At 29.0% G+C, this 21,878-nt stretch carries 19 protein-coding genes and 1 riboswitch; of the genes, 16 read left to right on the top strand and 3 right to left on the bottom strand.

Annotated elements, in window-relative coordinates:
- Positions 1-103: 103 nt before the first annotated feature.
- Positions 104-1,150, top strand: a complete 1,047-nt coding sequence (locus NGI68_RS02200) for a PTS sugar transporter subunit IIC (protein WP_251859845.1) — start codon at positions 104-106, stop codon at positions 1,148-1,150.
- Between the two features lie 210 nt (positions 1,151-1,360).
- Here the strand turns inward: NGI68_RS02200 and NGI68_RS02195 are convergent, their stop codons facing one another.
- Positions 1,361-2,794, bottom strand: coding sequence for an alanine/glycine:cation symporter family protein (locus NGI68_RS02195; RefSeq protein ID WP_251859844.1), 1,434 nt, complete (start codon positions 2,792-2,794; stop codon positions 1,361-1,363).
- Positions 2,795-4,004: 1,210 nt separating this feature from the next.
- On the opposite strand from NGI68_RS02195, the gene NGI68_RS02190 reads away from it, so the two are divergent.
- The 4 genes from NGI68_RS02190 (at position 4,005) to NGI68_RS02175 (ending at position 6,103) form a co-directional block, all read left to right on the top strand.
- Positions 4,005-4,313 (top strand): hypothetical protein, encoded by a 309-nt coding sequence (locus NGI68_RS02190; protein WP_251859843.1) that lies wholly within the window; start codon positions 4,005-4,007, stop codon positions 4,311-4,313.
- Between the two features lie 456 nt (positions 4,314-4,769).
- Positions 4,770-5,006 (top strand): hypothetical protein, encoded by a 237-nt coding sequence (locus tag NGI68_RS02185; RefSeq protein WP_251859842.1) that lies wholly within the window; start codon positions 4,770-4,772, stop codon positions 5,004-5,006.
- Positions 4,999-5,502: a toast rack family protein gene (locus NGI68_RS02180; protein ID WP_251860187.1), complete on the top strand. Its 504-nt coding sequence runs from the start codon at positions 4,999-5,001 to the stop codon at positions 5,500-5,502. Before NGI68_RS02185 ends, NGI68_RS02180 begins: the two co-directional genes overlap by 8 nt.
- A gap of 373 nt (positions 5,503-5,875) precedes the next feature.
- Positions 5,876-6,103: a glutaredoxin family protein gene (locus NGI68_RS02175; RefSeq protein WP_251859841.1), complete on the top strand. Its 228-nt coding sequence runs from the start codon at positions 5,876-5,878 to the stop codon at positions 6,101-6,103.
- An 801-nt stretch (positions 6,104-6,904) separates the two neighbouring features.
- Here NGI68_RS02175 and NGI68_RS02170 read toward each other — a convergent pair.
- Positions 6,905-8,365, bottom strand: a complete 1,461-nt coding sequence (locus NGI68_RS02170; protein ID WP_251859840.1) for an NADP-dependent glyceraldehyde-3-phosphate dehydrogenase — start codon at positions 8,363-8,365, stop codon at positions 6,905-6,907.
- A 49-nt stretch (positions 8,366-8,414) separates the two neighbouring features.
- Positions 8,415-9,356, bottom strand: a complete 942-nt coding sequence (trxB, locus tag NGI68_RS02165) for a thioredoxin-disulfide reductase (RefSeq protein WP_251859839.1) — start codon at positions 9,354-9,356, stop codon at positions 8,415-8,417.
- Between the two features lie 659 nt (positions 9,357-10,015).
- A riboswitch (glycine riboswitch) is annotated at positions 10,016-10,085 on the top strand.
- An 80-nt stretch (positions 10,086-10,165) separates the two neighbouring features.
- Here trxB (NGI68_RS02165) and NGI68_RS02160 point away from each other — a divergent pair.
- The 11 genes from NGI68_RS02160 to mtnA all read left to right on the top strand — a co-directional run bounded on the left by NGI68_RS02160 (position 10,166) and on the right by mtnA (position 21,846).
- Complete coding sequence (locus tag NGI68_RS02160; protein WP_251859838.1) at positions 10,166-10,543, top strand: GrdX family protein; 378 nt, start codon at positions 10,166-10,168, stop codon at positions 10,541-10,543.
- 88 nt (positions 10,544-10,631) lie between these two features.
- Positions 10,632-11,918: a glycine/sarcosine/betaine reductase component B subunit gene (locus NGI68_RS02155; RefSeq protein ID WP_251859837.1), complete on the top strand. Its 1,287-nt coding sequence runs from the start codon at positions 10,632-10,634 to the stop codon at positions 11,916-11,918.
- Positions 11,919-11,950: 32 nt separating this feature from the next.
- On the top strand, positions 11,951-13,252 hold the full coding sequence (gene grdB / locus NGI68_RS02150; protein WP_251859836.1) for a glycine reductase complex selenoprotein B: 1,302 nt from the start codon (positions 11,951-11,953) through the stop codon (positions 13,250-13,252).
- Positions 13,253-13,347: 95 nt separating this feature from the next.
- Positions 13,348-14,289, top strand: coding sequence for a thioredoxin-disulfide reductase (gene trxB / locus NGI68_RS02145; protein WP_251859835.1), 942 nt, complete (start codon positions 13,348-13,350; stop codon positions 14,287-14,289).
- 35 nt (positions 14,290-14,324) lie between these two features.
- A complete protein-coding gene (gene trxA / locus NGI68_RS02140; RefSeq protein WP_251859834.1) occupies positions 14,325-14,645 on the top strand; it encodes a thioredoxin TrxA in 321 nt (106 codons plus the stop codon).
- A gap of 87 nt (positions 14,646-14,732) precedes the next feature.
- Positions 14,733-15,209 (top strand): glycine/sarcosine/betaine reductase complex selenoprotein A, encoded by a 477-nt coding sequence (grdA, locus tag NGI68_RS02135; RefSeq protein ID WP_251859833.1) that lies wholly within the window; start codon positions 14,733-14,735, stop codon positions 15,207-15,209.
- An 86-nt stretch (positions 15,210-15,295) separates the two neighbouring features.
- On the top strand, positions 15,296-16,834 hold the full coding sequence (gene grdC, locus NGI68_RS02130) for a glycine/sarcosine/betaine reductase complex component C subunit beta (protein ID WP_251859832.1): 1,539 nt from the start codon (positions 15,296-15,298) through the stop codon (positions 16,832-16,834).
- Between the two features lie 15 nt (positions 16,835-16,849).
- Complete coding sequence (grdD, locus tag NGI68_RS02125) at positions 16,850-18,016, top strand: glycine/sarcosine/betaine reductase complex component C subunit alpha (protein WP_251859831.1); 1,167 nt, start codon at positions 16,850-16,852, stop codon at positions 18,014-18,016.
- Between the two features lie 442 nt (positions 18,017-18,458).
- Positions 18,459-19,070, top strand: a complete 612-nt coding sequence (locus tag NGI68_RS02120; protein WP_251859830.1) for a DNA-3-methyladenine glycosylase — start codon at positions 18,459-18,461, stop codon at positions 19,068-19,070.
- Between the two features lie 390 nt (positions 19,071-19,460).
- Positions 19,461-20,672 (top strand): S-methyl-5-thioribose kinase, encoded by a 1,212-nt coding sequence (gene mtnK, locus NGI68_RS02115; RefSeq protein ID WP_251859829.1) that lies wholly within the window; start codon positions 19,461-19,463, stop codon positions 20,670-20,672.
- A 106-nt stretch (positions 20,673-20,778) separates the two neighbouring features.
- Positions 20,779-21,846 carry an S-methyl-5-thioribose-1-phosphate isomerase gene (gene mtnA, locus NGI68_RS02110; RefSeq protein WP_251859828.1) on the top strand — a complete coding sequence of 356 codons (1,068 nt, stop codon included), beginning with the start codon at positions 20,779-20,781 and terminating at the stop codon, positions 21,844-21,846.
- Positions 21,847-21,878: the final 32 nt, after the last annotated feature.

The following is a 21,878-nucleotide window of genomic DNA, read 5'->3' as shown; positions in this document are numbered from 1 at the left end:
AATAATTGTTGGCCGGTTTACATATGAAAAACGTTAAAGAAAACGTTAGCAATTTTAAAATTTTATATTTAATTTCAATATTTTGTAAAGGGAGGAAATGAAATTGGAAATTTTGAAAGGAACTTTATTACTATTACTTTGTTTAACTGCCTTTTCTTTGTTTAGCTTAAAAGCTCCAAAAGGTATGAAGGCTATGGGAGCTTTGGCAGATGCGGCAGTAGCTACATTTCTTGTGGAGGCTTTTCAAAGTTATGTAGGAGGGGACATGCTACATATTAAACTGTTAAAGGATACAGGTTTAGCAGCAGGTGGAATGGGAGGAGCTGCTGCTGCTACTTTAGTTCCATTGGCATTAGGGGTTTCGCCAGTATATGCTGTATTAATAGGTGCTTCATGTTATGGATTAGGTATATTGCCAGGATTTGTAGCGGGTTATTTACTTTCTTTTATAGTACCTATAATAGAAAAAAAAGTACCAAAAGGATTAGATTTAATTATCTGTGTGGCTTTGGTAGCGCCATTAGCTAGATTAATAGGAAACGGTGCAACTCCAGTTGTAAATTCTACACTGTTAAATATAGGTGGCATAATAACAGTAGCAGCTAATGAAAGTCCAATAATAATGGGATTTATACTAGGAGGAGTTATAACAGTAGTAGCAACAGCACCACTAAGTTCTATGGCATTGACAGCTATGTTGGGGCTTAAAGGTTTACCAATGGCTATAGGGGCTCTTTCTGTAATGGGATCTTCTTTCATGAATTTTGTTTTATTTCATAGATTGAAATTTGGAGATAGAAGCACAACTATATCAGTAGCTATAGAGCCTTTAACACAGGCAGATGTTATCACAGCTAATCCCATACCTGTATATGTTACAAACTTCATAGGTGGAGGGTTTGCAGGTGTTATAGTAACTCATTTTGGATTAATAAATAATGCTACAGGAACAGCCACTCCAATAGCAGGACTTATGGTTATGTATGGATTTAATGATCCTAAAACAGTTACAATAGCAGCTATATTCTGTGCTTTGGCTGGAGCTTTAGCTGGATTATTAGGTTCAATAGTATTTAGAAATTATAAAATAAGAACAGTTGCAGAATTAAAAGCTGCTTCCCATGAAGAGTTTGAAAAAGCTACAGCTTAAAAATACATAGACTTTATACAATATAATAGAAATCATATAATAAAGATCCTACTAAACAGAATGTAGGATCTTTATTTACTAAAAATAATTTGAAATTATTATCTTAATTATAATATAAGAATACACTTAATAAATTTATCTATGAATTTATTAAGTGTATTTGTTATATTGAAGTATTTTTAATTATAATAATTAAATTTCTTAACAGTATTATGCTAGTTTTTCTACATCTTCACGACTTGGCCAACATTCTATATTGTTTAATCCTTCAATGCTATCTGAGTAGAAAACAGGTTCTATGCCTTGTTTCTTTTGTCTATCATAATCTTTTAAAGCTGCAAAAGCTATTTTAGATAACATAGATATAGCAATTAAATTTATTATTGCCATGAAGCCCATAAATAAATCTGCCATATCCCAAACTATTTGTATTTTAGCTATAGATCCGAAAAGAACCATACCTATTACACATAATCTGTATAAAAATAAACTAGATTTACTTCCTTTTAAAAATTCAATGTTTGTTTCTCCATAATAGTAATTTCCTATTACGGAACTAAAAGCAAAAAGGAATATGCAAACAGCAATAAAAATATTTCCCCAAGAACCTACTTGAGAACTTAATGCATTTTGTGTAAGTTGAATTCCTGTTAAATCGGTTTTTAAGTAGCTGTCAGAAATTAAAACTATAAAAGAAGTTGCACTACATATTAATATAGTATCAGTAAACACACCTAAAGTTTGAATGAGACCTTGCTTAGCAGGGTGAGTAACATTTGCTGTGGCAGCAGCATTTGGTGAACTACCCATTCCAGCTTCGTTAGAGAATAAACCTCTTTTAATACCCATAAGGATGGCAGCACCTAATCCTCCACCTACAACTTGTTTTACACCAAAGGCATTTTCTATAATAAGAGAGAATATACTAGGAATACTACCTATATTTTTTAATATAACAAATAATGCTACTACTACATAAGTTATAGCCATTATAGGAACTATAATTTCACTAGCTCTGGCAATTCTTTTAACACCACCAAATATAATAAATGCAGTGAATATTGCTAGTATAGCACCTATAATTAAAGTATTTGCACCAAAAGCTTGTTCAAAAGCTAAAGAAATTGTGTTGGCTTGAACAGAATTAAATACAAGACCGTAACTTACAGTTATTAATATAGAAAATATTATACCCATCCATTTTTTATTTAAAGCTTTTTCCATATAATAAGCAGGTCCACCCCTAAAGCCGTGCTTATCTTCTACTTTATATATCTGTGCTAGAGTGCTTTCAACAAAACTTGAAGCACCACCGATTAGAGCTATAAGCCACATCCAAAATACTGCACCAGGACCACCAGAAGCGATAGCTATAGCTACACCTGCTAAATTACCAGTACCAACTCTTGATGCTGTACTTATGCAGAAGGCTTGGAAAGAAGAAACACCTTTTCCTTTATGTTCTCCTTTAACAGATTTATTTGCTCCTTCTCCTAGTAATCTAAACATTTCTTTAAAGTATCTAATTTGAACAAATTTAGACCTGAAAGAAAAGAATAAACCTAAAATTATTAATAGTGCTATCAGTACATAAGACCACAGATAATTATTTAATACTGATATAAAATTCCCTAAAAAACTCATATAATTTTCCACCTTTCTAAAATATATTTATGTTCATCAAATTATTTACTTAATATAAATACATTTAAAATTGTATCAGAAAAGCCATTCAATATCAATTTAATGTTTATTCTGAAAAATGAATTTTGACAATCAAAAATTGATTATAATAAAGAAAAGCCTGCTATAACTCATATTTTGGAAAATTTTTTTAAAAATTCATATAAACAATATACATATTTAAATATATTGTTTAATTTTATATTTGAATAAAAAGCTGCAGTAATATTCAAATACTAGGGTGAGAACAAATTTACAGTAGTAATGTGGCTATATTTAACAATATTAACAGTGAGACAATGAGGAAAAGCCTATTTATTGTAAAAAGATACAATAAAAATGTTTGTATATTTTGAAATAAATGATTCATAAATATTTTAAAAAAACATAGATATATCAGCAATATAAAATTTAAAAAATATATGAAAGTTTTTATTCTAAAAATTCATGTTATATATAGGGAGTTTAGAATATTATTATTATTATTAAAACTTTTTAACTTAGTGTTTTGTTATAAGTTTTTCTTATTTGATTTATAAAAAAATATAATATATACTAGTTTTATTGGTAAATAAAAATTTACCTAGAGGACTTTATAATATTACCCCAAAAAACCCAAAACTACAGTTATAAGCTACCCTCTTGTTTTAAGGTTTTGACATTGCCTTTGGAACAAAAAGATAACTTCATAACGTATTTAAAAATAAAGGGGCTGTCGCATTAAAGAATTTAAGCACAATATATTGTTTTACAAGTTTAAAGTTAACACAATATATTGTAGCATTTATTCTTAGTGCGACAGCCACTTTATTTTCCATTAATTAAAAAACGCTTATATTTAATTAAAGGAGTAAAGGAGAGTTAGCATAATAAGGTTAGTATAAAAATTTAATACAAGGGATCTTTGCAACAGAAGGAAAACCTTCTAATAGTATATTATGAATAATTTTATGTTATTGATATATGTAATTTAAAAAACAATGAAAAAGTATGGAAAATGGTATAATTTTTAAGAATAAAGACCAGTATACCTTACAAATATAATAATATAAAAATATAGTGAAAAAATAGAATATATTAGACTTTACTATATTTCAATATTATTGTAAAATGATGCAAATAATAAAAATTGAACACATAAATTATATGGAATTTTGAAGGGAGTTAGATTATGTGTAAGATGATAACCCAAGACAATAGTAAGGATTGTATTGGGGAAAACGCTATAGCTATAAATGGAGCTATAAATATACCAAAAGGTGAAGATAGAGAGAAATTTTTAAAAGAATTCACAAAATGGCTTAAAAATAACAATTGTTCCTTTTTTGGTATGACAGATTATGTTAACACAGAGAAAGAAGCAAAAGAAAGAGCTAAAGAAATATTATTCCATTATGCTAATGAGGAGCTTGAAAAAAGCTTAGAAGATTTTGAAAATGAAGAAAAGGTGATAGAATTATCTAGATATAGAGCTTTATAAATATTTCATTAATTTTTATTTTTATAATATTTAAATATAATAATGTAAATTTAGTAGTATATTTATTAATATAAAAGTACAATACCATTTAATTATTAATACAATTATTTTAATATGATGAAGTTAAGGGGCTGTCGCATTAAAGAATTTAAGCACAATATATTGTTTTATAGTTTAAAGTTAACACAATATATTGTAGGATTTATTCTTAGTGCGACAGCCCCTTTTGTATAAACAAAAGTATGTTTACTCCTTAAGGATAAAATAGGCGTATTCTTAATGTAGATGAATAAAGATTTTATGTGTTTAAAATAAAATCTAATTTAAAATGAATTTTTAAATTTAAAATATACAATTGATCATTAATAATTTCTTAAATAAAGTAAATTTTAGTATTATAATGATGAATTTGATTGTATAATTAATGGTAAAAATGGATTTTAGTGGAGGGATAAAATGAAATTTAAAAAATTTTTTTCTATAGTACTATTAGTTTTTATTATATTTCTTACAGCATGTACAAGTTACAATGAGGAAAATAGTTCAAGTAATAAAGATAACAAACCAACAGAAGAAACAAAAATTTTAGAACTTAATGGAGTGGAAAAAGCAAAGATTAATTTAGATTTTCCAGCAGGAATATTAAATATAAATGGTAACGAAGAAAAGCTTATGAAGTGGAAGTATATATAGTAAAAAGGAATGGAAACCCGAAGTAAAATATGAAGTTAAAGATAAGCAGGGGAATATTTCAATTTCTCAGCATTTGTCTAAGAGCGATAAAGACAATACAAGAAATGAATGGAATATTAACTTAAATGATAAAATACCTATGTATATAAAATTGGGATTAGGAGCCGGTGATTTTAAAGCAAATTTAAGTAATGTAAATTTAAAAGAGTTATATGTCCACATGGGCGTAGGAAGAGTAAATTTAGATATATCAGGAGCTTACAAAAATAATATTAAGGTAAATATACAAGGTGGTGTAGGAGAAGCCACTGTATATTTACCTAAATCTATAGGGAGTAGAATAAAAGTTCAAAAGGGAGTAGGAGCTGTTAATGTTAATGGATTTATTCAGGAAGAAGGAGACATTTATAAGAATTCTCAATATGGAAAAACCAAAAATAATATAGAAGTTAATATTGAAACTGGAGTAGGATCTATTAAAGTAAAACAAAAATAAAGTAAAGAATAAATTATAATAATTAACCATAATGTTAAATTTCAATAATAAAGTAATTATAAAAATACAATTCCTATAGTTACTTTAACTAGCACAATAGATTAATTTATAACATAAGTTAAATTATATAATAATAAAAATATAAGTTTATAATATAAGTTGAATTATACAGTAATAAATTCTTAGTATAAAATTATAGTTTAATTAGATGATATGTATGAATAAAATTATAGTTTAATTAGATCATATGTATGAATAAAATTATATATATGACTAAATCTATATACAGGACATAAATAATGTGATACAATGTAAATACAGATAAGGATAATTACAATTATGTAATAATTATTATTAAAAAGGACGTGATTATATGATCAAAGTATATACATCAGAAGGATGCCCATGGTGCGTGAAAGCAAAGAAATATTTAACAACAAAGGGAATAGATTTTCAAGAATTAAATGTTGAAAGAGATGAACATGCAAGGGAAGAAATGGTTAGAAAATCTAACCAAAGAGGAGTACCAGTATTAGATATAAATGGGAAAGTTGTAATAGGTTTTGATAAACCAGCTATAGATGAAGCAATTAATTTATAATATAAGAAAATTACGACGTAAAAGGTTACTACCTTAGATTAAAAAGGGGATATGTGGATTTAAAGGCAATTCACTTCAATAAGAGATTCTAATTTGTTTCTCCTTAAAATATATGATTCCAAATCATAACTCGCTGAACGCTCAAACAATAATTTGGAATATACATATATTTTGGGAAAACAAATTAGAATCTCTAATTTTGTTCAAATGCCTTTTACACCACATATCCCAATTTTTTAATCTAAGGAAAGATAGTATAACTATTTAAACGTAATTTTCTGTGGAATAGGAAGTAAAAAAAGGAGGATTTTACTCCTCTTTGTTACGTAAAATCTGCAATTATTTTTTTCATTAAAAGAAAGGGCTTTAAAAAAATTTTCGTTAGAAAATTCATGCGTAGCATGTGGAGTAAGTATATCATTAATAAAATTTACCTATATTGATTTTTATGCTAAATATTTATGTGTTAGCAAACAAATTTTATACTTCAATTTAAAATATTTATATGAAACTGAAAATTTATATAACAGTCTTTAAATGGATTAAAACAAAGAATACTTTTAGAGAAAATAGATATCTAGAAAAATAAATAGAATACTTTATTTGTGTCCTAATATTTAAACGTGAAGTAATCAGGACGTTTACTTAGCCCTGTCGCCACAGGACGTGGCGTTAGGGTGTTAGTTTAAATATTAGAGCACAAATATAGTATTTTCTATTTTTATAGCCATCTATTGACTAAAAGTATTCCTTGTTTTAATTTTAATCCTTTAAAGTCTGTTATGTCGTAATTTCATTAATTTATCCATTTATATTTAAAACGATAGCTTTAGGTCTAGACATAGCTTCTATAGAGTATTTTATACCTTGTGTTCCAAGTCCAGATGCTTTAACGCCTGAGAAAGGAAAATGATCTGGTCCTCGTTCAGGTTTATTATTAATTTGAACTGTACCTACTTCTAGTTTTTCTGCCACATAAAAAGCTTTGTTAATATCTTTAGTGAATACAGATGCTTGAAGTCCATATTCAGATTGGTTAGCAATTTTTATAGCTTCATCTATATCTTTAACTCTTATTATTGGAAGTATAGGAGCAAAAGGTTCTTCCCAAGCAAGTCTCATATCCAAATTAACATTGTCAAATAAAGTAGGATAAATTAAATTTCCTTCTCTTTTTCCACCTACTAATAATTTGGCTCCTTTATCATTAGCTTCTTTCATTAAGGCTTCAACATAATCTGCAGCTTTATCATCTATTAAAGGAACGATATCCACTTGATTTTCTAAAGGATTTCCTATTGTTAAGTTTTCTATTTTTTCTTTTACTTTTTCAACTAGAGTATCGGCTATTTTGTCTACAACTAGTATTCTTTTAACTGCAGTGCATCTTTGGCCTGAATAAGAGTAGGCACCAGATACTATGTTTTTAGCTGTTAAATCCATATCTGCATCATCTAAAACTATAGCTGCATCCTTTCCACCTAATTCCATTAATAGTGGTTTCATAACAGAAAGGCTGGATATTCTTTTCCCAATTTCCGTACTACCTGTAAAATTTATAAAATCTATCATAGGGTGAGAAACTATATAATCTCCTATTTCACTACCCTTACCTGTAATTGTGTTTAAAACACCCGAAGGGAGTCCTGCTTTTTCAAAGACTTTTACTAAATGAAGAGCGCTGATACTTCCTTGAGTAGCTGGTTTTAAAACTACGCTATTACCAGCCATTAATGCTGGGGCTATTTTAGAACCAGATAAATTAACTGGATAGTTAAAAGGAGAAATAGCTAAAACTACACCTAAAGGAACTCTGTTTACTATAGAAATTTTGCCTTTAGAGGTTCCAGGAAAAGAGTCTCCAGGTAAAGTTTCGCCTACCATATTTTTGGCTGTATCTGCAGAGAATCGTATATAATCAGCAGTTCTATGAACTTCTGAAATAGAGCTTTTTTTATCTTTAGCTATTTCTCTAATCATTATATTAGCTATTTCTTCAGCTTGTTCATCTAATATATGAGCAGCCTTTAGAAGTATAGATGCTTTTTCGTTTATAGGAACTTCATTCCAAATAGCTTGAGATTCTTTGGAATTCTTTATAGCTAGATCCACTTCTTCTTTGCTCATAGAAGGGACTTTACCTACTATAGATCCATCTATTGGAGAATGTATTTCTATAAATTTATTTGTTGTACTTTTTACCCAATGTCCGCCTATAAAGTTTTTATATAAATTATTTTCTATGCATAAGTTTTTAAACATATAAACACCTCTTATTTTTCTTTTGTAATTATAAATATAGTTTTGTATATTATTTTTCTCTTCTTTTTTGTATAATATATTTTTCAGCAGTTAATGCAGCTATAGTTCCATCTGCTACAGCAGTGGTTATTTGTCGGAATTGTTTTTCTCTAACATCACCAGCGGCATATATACCTTCTATGTTTGTTTCCATGCTTTCATTAGTCTTAATATATCCATTTTGAGTTAAATCTATATATTCTTTGAATAATTCAGTTTTAGGCTTTGAGCCTATAAAACCGAATATAGCATCTAATTTTAGTTCTTTTTCTTCATCTGTTTTAACATTTTTAATTAAAGCTTTTTCTAAAAAATTTGTACCATAAACATCTATCAAATCCCAGTTATAAAGTATTTCTATTTTATGGTTCTTTTCAACAGCTTCTAATGTAGCTTTTTCTCCTTTGAAATAATCGTATCTTCTTATCATATAAACTTTTGATGCAAATTTAGTTAAAAATAAGGCTTCTTCTAAAGCAGCATTTCCACCTCCTATTACACCTACAGTTTTTTCTTCGTACATAGCACCATCACAAATAGCACAATAGTGTATTCCTTTGCCAGAAAATTTATCTTCACTAGGAATAGGAAGTTTCCTGGTTTCAGCTCCAGTAGATATAACTAAAGTTGTTGGTTTATAAATATATTCTGAGGTTTCTACTATTTTTTCAGTATCACTCAATTGAACTTTTTCTATCATATCAAATTCATCTATAGTAGCACCCAGTTCAGTAGCTTGTTGTTCCATTAATTCTGCTAACTTGCTTCCTTCAATCTTACTAAACCCAGGATAATTTTCTATTGTATAACTATTTCTAACCTGACCACCGATTATTGCATCTTCCATTAGGAGCATATTAAGCTTTGCCCTAGCAGCATATATTGCAGTAGATAATCCAGCTGGACCTGCTCCTATAATCATTAGATCTAAATTTTTAACTTTTTTATTCATATAAGATCACCCCCTTACTACCCTGATAGGGTATATACATTATTATACTACTTTTTTTATATTACACAATATAATTAATAAAAATTATTAATAAAAAAAAATTATTGATAGAATAGTTTTGCCATTATAAATGTATTAACTATTAAAAATAAATAAGCCATTATAAATATATTAACCATTAAAAATAAATAAAATTACAAATTATTATTAAATATAGTTAACCAAACAGAACCCTTGAACTTAAATAACAATAAATAAATAGTATAATTTGTTATATCAATATAAGTATAAATTTGTTCTATAACTCATATATTTTACTATAAAGAAAAATTATTACAAATAAATTTAATAAATACCAGATAAAAATAAGAAATGTTTATATATTTATAAAAAGTGTATAAGAAATATTTATAGGTACTATTTGGAAACAAAATTCATTATTTTCTGAAAAATGTGTAAAATAATATTGGAATGTTGTATAATATAGTTAAATATTTAATAAAGGTTGGATGAAATTTTCGGGAGATTAAGTTTTATACTTAGCTATGTAGTTTTTTAAATAAACAGTTATTCTACATAGTATCCTCAGAGGATAGCCGAAGGAATTAAGTGTTATACTCATAAATAACATGAATATCTCAGGCAAAAGGACCGGAAATTGACAAAACTCTGGAAAGCGTTAAGCACCGACGGAGCAAAACTCTCAGGTTAATGAACAGAGATAAAAGTTATGAACTTTTGTCTCTGTTTTTTGTATATATGTATAATTAAAAATTTAACAAGAAAGCAATAAATGGGGTGATGACTAAATGAATAATAAGGTTATTATGGTTACTAATAACAAATTAGCTAGTGAAAAATTTAACAATAAATGTGAAGTACAGTTTATTTCAGGTAATGTAAATGAAGTTTTTAAAGTAGCAAGAGATTATATACACAAAGGGCATGAACTTTTGACACATCCATTAATGAGTAGTGTAAAACCTAATGAAACACCCTATAGAACTGTGGTTATTTCAAAATATCATGAAAATAAAGTTAATATGGAATCTTTGAATTATATTGAGGAATCAATACAGTCCTTAGAAAAATTTCAAAAGTCCTCAGGTATTCCAGAATGGAATGACAATATTTTAAATGATTTCAGACTTATTGATTATGATCTTATATATAATGCATTGCATTAATCTAATATAAGATTTATATAAAAATTGCTAAATAATTTAGCAGAACAAAATTATAAAGTACTAAAAAATTAATTTGGGGGTTGATATTATGCGTCTAGAGATTGGGAAAATATTCATAAGTGATATGCAGTTTTCCGATGAAACAAAAATCAAAGATGGAGTTCTATATGTTTGTAAAGAAGAGCTTTTAGAAGCAATTGGTACAGACGAGAGAATCAAAAATGTCAATTTAGAAATAGCTAAACCAGGAGATAAAACTAGAATTATTCCAGTAAAAGATGTAATAGAACCAAGGGTTAAAGTAGAAGGAAATGGTGGGATTTTTCCTGGATTTATAAGTAAAGTTGATACTGTTGGTTCAGGTAAAACAAATGTACTAAAAGGAGCTGCAGTAGTAACTACAGGTAAGATAGTGGGATTCCAAGAGGGAATCATTGATATGAGTGGAGAAGGAGCTAAATATACACCTTTTTCAAAAACTAATAATTTAGTAGTAGTATGTGAACCTAAAGATGGAGTAAATCAATATGAACATGAGGAATTTGTAAGAACTCTAGGATTTAAAGCAGCTACTTATTTAGGAGAGCTTGCAAAGGACATTATACCAGATGAAACTAAAGTTTATGAAACATTACCTTTATTAGAACAAGTAAAGCAGTATCCAGATCTTCCTAAAGTAGTATATGTATATATGCTTCAAAGCCAAGGGCTTTTACATGATACATATGTATATGGTGTTGATGCTAAAAGAATAATACCAACATTTATATATCCAACAGAAGTATTTGATGGAGCTATAGTTAGTGGAAACTGTGTTTCAGCTTGTGATAAAAATCCAAGCTATGTACACATGAATCATCCAATAATTGAAGATTTATATGAAAAGCATGGAATAGAGTATAATTTTTTAGGTTGTGTTATAACTAATGAAAATGTTTACTTAGCAGATAAAGTTAGATCTTCAAATTATACTGCAAAGTTAGTGGAATATTTAGGTGCAGATGCAGTAATAATTTCAGAAGAAGGCTTTGGAAATCCAGATGCAGACCTTGTTATGAACTGTAATAAGATAAGTGAAAAAGGAATAAAAACAGTATTAGTAACAGATGAATATGCAGGGCAAAATGGAGCTTCTCAATCATTGGCAGATTCTACACCAAATGGTGATGCTGTAGTTACAGGAGGAAATGCAAATGAACTTATAACATTGCCACCAATGGAAAAAGTTATAGGACATGTTGAAGTTGCAGATGTAATTGCCGGTGGACACGTTGGCTCCTTAAAAGAGGATGGTTCCATAGAAGCAGAAATTCAAGTTATTACAGGCGCTACAAGTGAAGTTGGATTTAATTATTTAAGTGCTAAAGGCTATTAAATTGTAGTTATATAATCAAGGGGGGAAAATAAATGATTAAGGTAATTCATTATATAAATCAGTTTTATGCAGGTATTGGTGGAGAAGACAAAGCAGATTATAAACCAGAAGTGAGAGAAGAGCCTGTAGGACCAGGAACTCAACTTAATTCTTTATTTAAGGGTGAAGCTGAAATAATTGCAACAATTATTTGTGGAGATTCATATTTTAATGAAAATATAGATGAAGCTAAAGAAACAATATTAGAGATGATTAAAAAATATGACGCAGATGTATTTGTAGCAGGTCCTGCTTTTAATGCTGGAAGATATGGTGTTGCTTGTGGAACCATTGCAAAAGAAGTAGAGGATAAGTTAAATATAAAGGTTATTACAGCTATGTATGAAGAAAATCCAGGAGTAGATTTATATAAAAAATCTTTATATATTGCTAAGACAAAGAAAAGTGCAGTAGGTATGAGAAAAGCATTACCTGTTATGGCTAAATTAGCATTAAAAATGGCAAAAGGTGAAGAATTAGGACTTCCTGAAGAAGAAGGATATATAGAAAGAGGTATAAGAAAAAATTACTTTAATGAGGAAAGGGGATCTAAAAGAGCAGTAAACCTTCTCATAAAAAAATTAAAGGGAGAAGAATTTGTTACAGAATTTAAAATGCCGGTTTTTGATAGAGTAGAACCTAATAAGGCTGTGGAAGATATATCTAAATGTAAGGTTGCTATTGTAACTTCTGGCGGTATAGTTCCAAAGGGAAACCCAGATCATATAGAATCTTCTAGTGCATCAAAATACGGTAAATATGACATAGAAGGAGTTATGGATTTAAATTCAGAAACTCACGAAACTGCCCATGGAGGATATGACCCTAATTATGCAAATGAAGATTCAGATAGAGTCATACCTGTAGATGTATTAAGACAAATGGAGAAAGAAGGGAAAATAGGATCTCTTCATAGATATTTTTATAGTACTGTTGGAAATGGTACAGCAGTAGCATCATCTCAAAAATTTGGAAATGAAATACTAAACCAATTAAAAGAAGATGGTGTGGATGCTGTTATATTAACTTCCACATGAGGAACTTGTACTCGTTGCGGTGCAACACTAGTAAAAGAAATAGAACGTGGGGGACTTCCAGTTGTGCATATGTGTACAGTAGTTCCAATTTCTCTTACAGTTGGTGCTAATAGAATAGTTCCAACTGTAGCAATACCTCATCCACTTGGAAATCCAGCATTAGAGAAAGATAGAGAATATGAATTAAGATATCATCTTGTAGAAAAAGCATTAAAAGCTTTAGAAACAGAGATTGATGAGCAGACAGTTTTTGAATAAAGTTTTTAGAAAAGTTACAAAATTCAAAATATTGTCTTTGATTTGGACAAATAGCATAGTAAAATAAAAATAATAAAGCATAGGAGGGATAAAATATGGACAATATTTATGATCTTATAATTATAGGTTCTGGGCCAGCAGGTTTATCAGCAGGCTTATATGCTTCAAGAGCTAGACTTAAAACTTTAATTTTAGAGAGAAAAAAAGCTGGTGGACAAATCGTAATAACAGATGAAGTTGCTAATTATCCAGGGTCCATAAGAAATGCTACAGGACAAACTTTAGTAGCAAGAATGGAAGAACAAGTAGAAGAATTTGGAGCAGAAAGAAAAAAAGATAATGTTAAAGAAGTAGATTTTACAGGAAAAATTAAAATTATAAAAGGAGAGAATGAAGAATATAAAGCAAAAAGTGTAATTATAGCCACTGGTGCATCTCCTAGACATATAGGTTGTAAAGGAGAAAATGAGTTAATAGGAAAAGGTGTATCCTATTGTGCTACTTGTGATGCAGATTTCTTTACAGACTTAGAGGTATTTGTAATAGGCGGAGGAGATTCAGCTTTAGAAGAAGCTTTATACCTTACAAAGTTTGCAAGAAAGGTAACAATAGTTCATAGAAGAGATGCTTTAAGAGGAGCTAAATCAATTCAAGAAAAGGTATTCAAAAATCCTAAGATAAAAATTATGTGGGATTCTGTAGTAGAAGAGATAAAAGGAGATGGCATAGTAGAATCTGCTGTATTTAAAAATAAAAAAACAGGAGAAACATTTGAATACTTTGCAGATGAAGATGATGGAACCTTTGGAATATTTGTTTTCGTAGGATATTTACCTATAAATAATTTATTTAAGGGTATTATTGATATGGATGAAGCAGGATATATAAAAACTAACGACAAAATGGAAACAAATATAGAAGGTGTATTTGCAGCTGGGGATATAAGAGTTAAAACATTAAGACAAGTGGTTACGGCAGCAGCAGATGGCGCTATAGCAGCAGTTGAGTCTTATAAATATGTAGAGGATACTTTTTAAATATATAAAAAATTTATGTGAAAGGCGGTTATAAAATGTTAGTAGTAGATAAAAAAACTTTTGAAGATGAAGTATTAAAGGATGAGGGTTATGTATTAGTAGATTATTTTGGAGATGGTTGTGTTCCATGTCAAGCTTTAATGCCTGACGTAGAAGAATTATCAAAAAAATATGAAGATAAGGTTAAATTTTGCAAGCTAAATACTACAAAGGCTAGAAGACTTGCTATATCTCAAAGAGTTTTAGGACTTCCAACTATAATTTTATACAAAAATGGAGAAAAATTAGGAGAAGTAGTTAAAGAAGATGCTACTAAAGAAAATATAGAAGCTATAATACAAAAAAATATAGGATAGAAATCAAAGGTTTAGTTAACAAATTAAAATGTGTGTATATAAAGATCAAGGAGTTAAAAGCATTAATAAATTAAGGGAGGAATTTTAATGAGCTTATTTGAAGGCAAAAAAGTAATAATAATTGGAGATAGGGATGGAATACCAGGTCCAGCTATAGAAAAATGCATAGAAGGTACAGGAGCAGAAGTGGTTTTCTCATCCACAGAATGTTTCGTTTGAACTGCCGCCGGAGCAATGGATTTGGAAAATCAAAAAAGAGTAAAAACATTAACAGAAAAATATGGTGCTGAAAATATATTAGTACTTTTAGGTGCAGCAGAAGGAGAAGCAGCAGGTCTTGCTGCGGAAACTGTTACTAATGGAGATCCAACTTTTGCAGGTCCATTGTCCAATGTCCAGTTAGGACTAAGGGTTTATCATGCGGTAGAGCCAGAATTTAAGGAAGAAGTAAAAGAAGAGGTTTATGAAGAAGAAATAGGCATGATGGAAATGGTTTTAGATGTAGATGAAATCATAGAAGAAATGACAGATATAAGAGAAGAATTTTGTAAATTTACTGATTAAATAATATAAAAATCTAAATAAAAAAATTAAGGAGGCTGTACTATAAGTTTATAATTCAGCCTCCCAAATACTAAGGGGGAAAATCTATGAATTATCCAGTAATAAAAGGAGCATCATATGTTTTGGTTCATACTCCAGATATGGTACTTCATAATGGGACTACTCAAACTACAGAAAAAATAGTCAATCCAGATTCTGAATATCTTAAAGAACTTCCAGATCATTTAAGAAGTTTTGAAGAAGTTTTAAATTATGCTCCTAACCAAACTTATATAGGAAATATGACACCAAATGAGTTAGGTAAAATAGAAATGCCTTGGTGGGATAAAAAAATAGAACAAAGTAGTAGATTTGGGAATATGGGCGAAATTATGCCTCAAGATGAATTTATAGGTCTTATGGAAATATGTGATGTATTCGATTTAGTTTTATTAGAAAGATCATTCGTAGATATAGTAAAAAACAAACTAGAAAAGCACCCACTTATAAATGAAAATATGATTTCTCAAATAAAAGAGGGTATATCTATAGAAGAAATCAAAAAAATTGTAGATGAAGAAGATGCAGAAGGATTATATAATGAAGGCACATTAGTAGGATGCGTAAAGAAAGCTCATGATGTAGATGTGAATTTAAATGCTCACACTATGTTAGAAAATTTGGTTGTAAAAGCTTCTGGAGTTTTATCATTATTAAATCTTATAGCTAAAAATGACATAGATCCAGATTCTATAGATTACGTTATAGAATGTTCTGAAGAAGCTTGCGGAGATATGAATCAAAGGGGTGGAGGAAATTTTGCCAAATCTCTTGCAGAAGTAGCAGGATTTACTAATGCTACAGGTGCAGACATGAGAGGATTCTGTGCAGGACCTAGTCACTCTTTAATAGCTGCTTCAGCTTTAGTACAAGCAGGAGTATATAATAACGTAGTTATAGCTGGTGGAGGTGCTAGTGCCAAATTAGGCATGAATGGTAAGGATCATGTTAAAAAAGGAATGCCTATATTAGAGGATTGCCTTGGTGGATTTGCTGTTTTGATAAGTAAGAATGATGGAGTAAATCCAGTACTTAGAACAGATTTAGTAGGAAAACATACTGTAGGCACAGGAGCCTCTCCACAAGCGGTAATAAGTTCTTTAGTAACAGATGCTTTAGATAAAGCAGGATTAAAAATAACTGATGTTGATAAATATTCTGTAGAAATGCAGAATCCAGATATAACAAAACCAGCAGGAGCAGGAGATGTACCACAAGCAAACTATAAAATGATAGGAGCTTTGGGGGTTAAGAAAAAACATATAGAAAAGAAAGAATTGAAAGACTTCATAGAAAATCATGGTATGCCAGGTTGGGCTCCAACACAAGGCCATATTCCATCAGGAGTTCCTTATGTAGGATTTGCTAGGCATGATTTAACAGAAGGTAGTTTAAATAGGGTTATGATAGTAGGAAAAGGAAGTCTATTCTTAGGACGTATGACAAATCTATTTGATGGAGTATCTATAATTGTAGAGAGAAATACAGGGTATGAAGAAGAGGAAAAAGGAATTTCAGAGGATAAAGTAAGAAAAATAATTGCAGAATCCATAAAAAAATTAGCATCACAGCTAATAGAAGATTAAGAGGTGATGTATAGTATGGATAATAAAGAAGTGAATAAAATAATAGGAACAACTCTTCTTAATATCGCTGAATCCATAGAAAGTGGAGATTTTAGCAAAAAAGTAGTAGTTGGAATTACTACACTAGGCAGTGAACATGGCATTGATAATTTAGTAAAAGGTGCTGAAGTTGCTGCAAAAAAGAATAAAGATATAAAGATAGTATTAATAGGACCTAAAGTAGACACAGAATTAGAAATAGTAGAAGCTAACAAAGAAGATGAAATGTATAATAAAATGGAAGAATTATTAGATACAAAATATATAGATGCAGCAGTTACAATGCATTATAATTTTCCTATAGGAGTTTCTACTGTAGGGAAGGTTGTTACTCCATCTGTAGGAAAAGACATGTTTTTAGCTACAACTACAGGAACGGCTTCTATGAATAGAACAGAAGCTATGGTTAAAAATGCAGTGTATGGAATAATAGCTGCTAAAGCTATGGGGATAAAGGAACCAACTGTAGGTATACTAAACTTAGATGGAGCAAGACAAGTTGAGAAGGCATTAAAAGAATTAGATAAAAATGGATATAAAATAAATTTTGCTAATTCTTTAAGAGCAGATGGTGGAGCAGTTATGAGAGGAAATGATCTTTTAGCAGGAACACCAGATGTTATGGTAACAGATACACTTACAGGAAATCTTTTGATGAAAGTATTTTCTTCCTATACTACTGGGGGAAGTTATGAAGGATTTGGATATGGTTATGGACCAGGTATTGGAGAAGACTATGATAGAAATATATTAATTTTATCCAGGGCTTCAGGTATACCAGTGGTAGCAAATGCTATAGAGTATGCAAAGGATTTAGCTAAGGGAGACATAAATAAAATAATAAAAGAAGAATTTAAGAAAGCTAATGATGCTAAATTTGTTGATATACTAAAATCTATAACTAATAAGGATGATAAAGAATCAAAAAATGAAGAGGACATTCCAATGCCTACAAAGGAAATAGCTACAGCTTCTATTAGTGGCATAGATGTAATGGATATAGAAGATGCAGAAAAAACTCTTTGGAAAAATAATCTATACGCAGAAAGTGGAATGGGATGCACGGGTCCTGTTATAAAAGTTAGTGATAAAAATTATGATAAGGCTATAAAAATATTAACTGAACAAGGTTTTATAGCTTAGAATAAGTAGCTAAAAATATATTTATGAGTATAAAAGATAATATAAACTAGTTGTAGATGAATTAAATATGAAAAACCCATTTATAATAGTTTAAGTAAAACTGTATTTTCCGGAGAATAGAGATTTTACTTAAATTATAAAATGGGTTTTTATTATAATAAAAAAATTAATAACTCAATTGAAAGTATTTTAAATCAAGGGCTGTGGCACCAAGAATAAATCCTACAATATATTGTGTTAATTTTAAACTGTAAAACAATATATTGTGATTAAATTCTTTAATGCCACAGCCCCATTTTATTGCATTATGGGATTGTGTGTAAATTTTATGCTAAAGGTTAGTATAAAATATATAAGAGTGTTAATATAAAAATATAACATTAACATATAACAGTGAGTAGCAAATATATTATTAAAACGTTAAGTTCTAGGAGGAGTAACATTGAGATTAACAAGGTATTTTTATAGTAGAGACGCTAGATTATTAGCAAAAGAGTTATTAGGAAAAGTGCTGGTGAGAGAAATCAATGGTGAAAAATTAAAGGGAAAAATAGTGGAGACAGAAGCTTACATTGGAGCCATAGATAAGGCTGCTCATGCTTATAATGGTAGAAGAACTGAGAGGACAGAACCTCTTTATGGAAAACCAGGTATATCATATGTATATTTTATATATGGTAAATATTTTTGCTTTAATATAATATGTAAACAAGAAGGGGAAGCAGAAGGAGTTCTTATAAGAGCATTGGAACCTGTAGAAAATATAAATTTAATATCAAAACTGAGATTCAATAAAGAATATGAAAAATTAAACAAATATGAAAGGAAAAATTTGACTTCAGGCCCTTCAAAGCTTTGCATGGCTTTTAATATTAATAAGTCCAATAATTGGGAAGACTTATGTGAGAGTTCAAGCTTATATGTAGAGAATACTGAAGATAATAATTTTGAAATTATTGAGTCTAAAAGAGTAGGTATAGATTATGCTGAAGAGGCTAGAGATTTTTTATGGAGATATTATATAAAAGATAATGATTTTGTTTCAATAAAATAAGGGATTATTAATATATAAGTAAAAGTATTAGGATATTTTATTTAAAAAAATTTTTTTAATGAAGGGTTAAACATATAAAATATTTTGGAAAATATTAAAAATTAAATCAAATAACAAATTATAACAAAAGTTATGAAAAATATTGACAGGTAAATATTTGAAATGGTATTATTTTCATATATTACAAATTATAGCCGTGAATATGAAGTCATCTGTAAATGATGCAGAATATAATTATAAAAAATATTTTTGTAATAATATTTAAAAGATTACCATAGATTTCTTTTTATGTAGAATAGTTTTTATAAATTTTAAAAATTCACATTAAGATATGATATTACATTAAACTCAATTTAATTTATATAAATTATTAATGGTGGGGGTGTCTATATGGCAGAATATAAGCCCATGGATTGTGAATCAATAATAAAATATATTAGGGAGCTAAAATTAGATATATTTGATGAAAACTCAAATTTAGATGCAAAAGAAATAGGGGATGGTAATTTAAATTTAGTTTTTAGGGTTAAAGATATTAATACAGGAAAATCTGTTATTGTTAAACAAGCTCTTCCTTACTTAAGAGTGGCTGGAGAGGGATGGAAATTAACTGTAGAAAGAAATAAAATTGAAGCTCAGGCTATGATTGAACAAAATAATGCTTGTATAAATAGTGCACCTAAGATTCACTACTGTGACAACGATTACAAATTGTATGTGGCAGAAGACCTTGGGAATATGGATATTTTAAGAAATGGATTAATGAATATGAAAAAATATTCTAAATTCCCAAGGCAAATAGGGAAGTTTCTAGCAAGAAACTTATTTTATACTTCAGATTTAGGATTAGGTGCTGTGGTTAAGAAATCATTGGTGGGCCAATTTATAAATCCAGAACTATGTGATATCACAGAGAGGTTAGTTTTTACTGATCCATATATTAGTGCAGAATCAAATGACATAAATCCTAAAATTTTGTATGAAGTTAGAACAATGTGGAAAAGAAAAGATTTTACATTAGAAGTTGCAAAATTAAAAAATATATTTATGACTAAAGCGGAAGCTCTTTTACATGGAGATTTACATACAGGATCTATATTTATAACAGAAGATTATATAAAAGTTTTTGATACAGAGTTTGCTTTCTATGGTCCTTATGGATATGATATAGGACTTTTGTTTGCAAATTTTATTTTAAATTATGTGTCATGGGAAGGTAGACAAGATAAATCAAAAGAAGAAATAAGAGAATTTAGAAAGTATCTATTAAATACTATAGAAGAAATTTGGAGTGAATTTGAAAAAAATTTATATAATATTTGGGATAAAAATAGTAAAGAAGTATATTCAACTGTTGAAGGATATAAAGAATATTATATAAACAATTTACTTCATGAAACTTTAGGGTTTGCATCTTGTGAAGTTATTAGAAGAATAGTTGGAATGGCACATGTACCGGATTTTGATATATTAGAAGATTTGGACGAAAAGGCTAAAGCTCAAATACTAGGATTGAAAATAGGACAAACTATGATTATGAGAAGAAATACAATAAAAAATATAGAAGAGTTATCAACACTTATTTTAGAAATTACAAGATAATATTTATGTAAAAACAATAAAAAATTATAAATATTTTTATAGATAAATGATATGTTAAATGCAATCATAGTTAGTAAATAAAACTAATTTAAGAGGGGGATTAAAAATGTCAGAGTTATTAGCCATAAAATGGGATGATAAAAGAGATAAGTTAATACTTTTAGATCAAACAATATTGCCAAATAACATTGAGTATATAGAATATGATACTGTAGAAGATATATATCATTCTATAAAGGACATGATAGTTAGAGGTGCTCCAGCTATAGGAGTTACAGCAGCTTATGGCTTATATTTTGCAGCAAAAGTAGCCCCAGAATATAATTTTGAGGAATTCTTTAAATATCTAAAGAACAAGGCGTCTTATCTGGATTCCAGTAGACCAACCGCAGTAAATTTATCATGGGCTTTAAAGGTTATGATAAACAAGGCTTTAGAAAATAAGCATAAGAGTATTAAAGATATAAAAAGTATATTAAGAGAAGAAGCTAAAAGAATTCATGAAGAAGATATAAAAATATGTAGAGCTATAGGAGAAAACCTTATAATTTTACTGAAAGATGGGTATGGAATATTAACTCATTGTAATGCGGGCCAACTTGCTACTTCTAAATATGGAACAGCTACTTCACCTATGTATATTGCAAAGGAAAAAGGGTGGAATTTGAAAGTTTATTCAGATGAAACTAGACCAAGGCTTCAAGGATCTGCTTTAACAGCACTAGAGCTGTATGAGGCTGGAATAGATGTAACTACAATAACGGATAATATGGCTGCAATGGTTATGTCTCAGGGTAAAATTGATGCCGTAATAGTAGGTTGTGATAGGATAGCAGCTAATGGAGATACTGCCAATAAAATAGGAACTATGGGTGTTTCAATTTTGGCTAAGTATTTTGGAATACCTATGTATATTGCAGCACCAACTCCAAGTATAGATATGAATACAAAATCAGGGGAAGATATACAAATAGAAGAAAGAAATTCAGAAGAGGTTACTTGTAGATTTGGAATTTGGACAGCTCCTCATGGTGTAAAGGTTTATAATCCAGGGTTTGATGTTACACCTAACCAAAATATAACTGCAATTATTACAGAAGAGGGTATAGTATATCAGCCATTTGGAAAAAATTTAAAAAAATTATTTGAAGATAAAATTTATAAAAGATATTAAAACAATAAAAAATTTATAAATATTGAAATATA

It is taken from the genome of Clostridium sp. Marseille-Q2269, from assembly GCF_943736985.1.
In the GTDB taxonomy this organism is placed as follows: Bacteria; Bacillota; Clostridia; order Clostridiales; family Clostridiaceae; genus Clostridium_F.
The sequence above is the reverse complement of the archived record's forward strand: the minus strand, read 5'-3'. Positions and strand labels throughout refer to the sequence as shown.

Excerpts from the sequence above, each read along its gene's own strand:
- NGI68_RS02195 (WP_251859844.1), bottom strand. The coding sequence starts at position 2,794 with ATGAGTTTTTTAGGGAATTTTATATCAGTATTAAATAATTATCTGTGG.
- NGI68_RS02190 (WP_251859843.1), top strand. The coding sequence starts at position 4,005 with ATGTGTAAGATGATAACCCAAGACAATAGTAAGGATTGTATTGGGGAA.
- NGI68_RS02185 (WP_251859842.1), top strand. The coding sequence starts at position 4,770 with ATGAAATTTAAAAAATTTTTTTCTATAGTACTATTAGTTTTTATTATA.
- NGI68_RS02175 (WP_251859841.1), top strand. The coding sequence starts at position 5,876 with ATGATCAAAGTATATACATCAGAAGGATGCCCATGGTGCGTGAAAGCA.
- NGI68_RS02170 (WP_251859840.1), bottom strand. The coding sequence starts at position 8,365 with ATGTTTAAAAACTTATGCATAGAAAATAATTTATATAAAAACTTTATA.
- trxB (WP_251859839.1), bottom strand. The coding sequence starts at position 9,356 with ATGAATAAAAAAGTTAAAAATTTAGATCTAATGATTATAGGAGCAGGT.
- NGI68_RS02160 (WP_251859838.1), top strand. The coding sequence starts at position 10,166 with ATGAATAATAAGGTTATTATGGTTACTAATAACAAATTAGCTAGTGAA.
- NGI68_RS02155 (WP_251859837.1), top strand. The coding sequence starts at position 10,632 with ATGCGTCTAGAGATTGGGAAAATATTCATAAGTGATATGCAGTTTTCC.
- trxB (WP_251859835.1), top strand. The coding sequence starts at position 13,348 with ATGGACAATATTTATGATCTTATAATTATAGGTTCTGGGCCAGCAGGT.
- trxA (WP_251859834.1), top strand. The coding sequence starts at position 14,325 with ATGTTAGTAGTAGATAAAAAAACTTTTGAAGATGAAGTATTAAAGGAT.
- grdC (WP_251859832.1), top strand. The coding sequence starts at position 15,296 with ATGAATTATCCAGTAATAAAAGGAGCATCATATGTTTTGGTTCATACT.
- grdD (WP_251859831.1), top strand. The coding sequence starts at position 16,850 with ATGGATAATAAAGAAGTGAATAAAATAATAGGAACAACTCTTCTTAAT.
- mtnK (WP_251859829.1), top strand. The coding sequence starts at position 19,461 with ATGGCAGAATATAAGCCCATGGATTGTGAATCAATAATAAAATATATT.
- mtnA (WP_251859828.1), top strand. The coding sequence starts at position 20,779 with ATGTCAGAGTTATTAGCCATAAAATGGGATGATAAAAGAGATAAGTTA.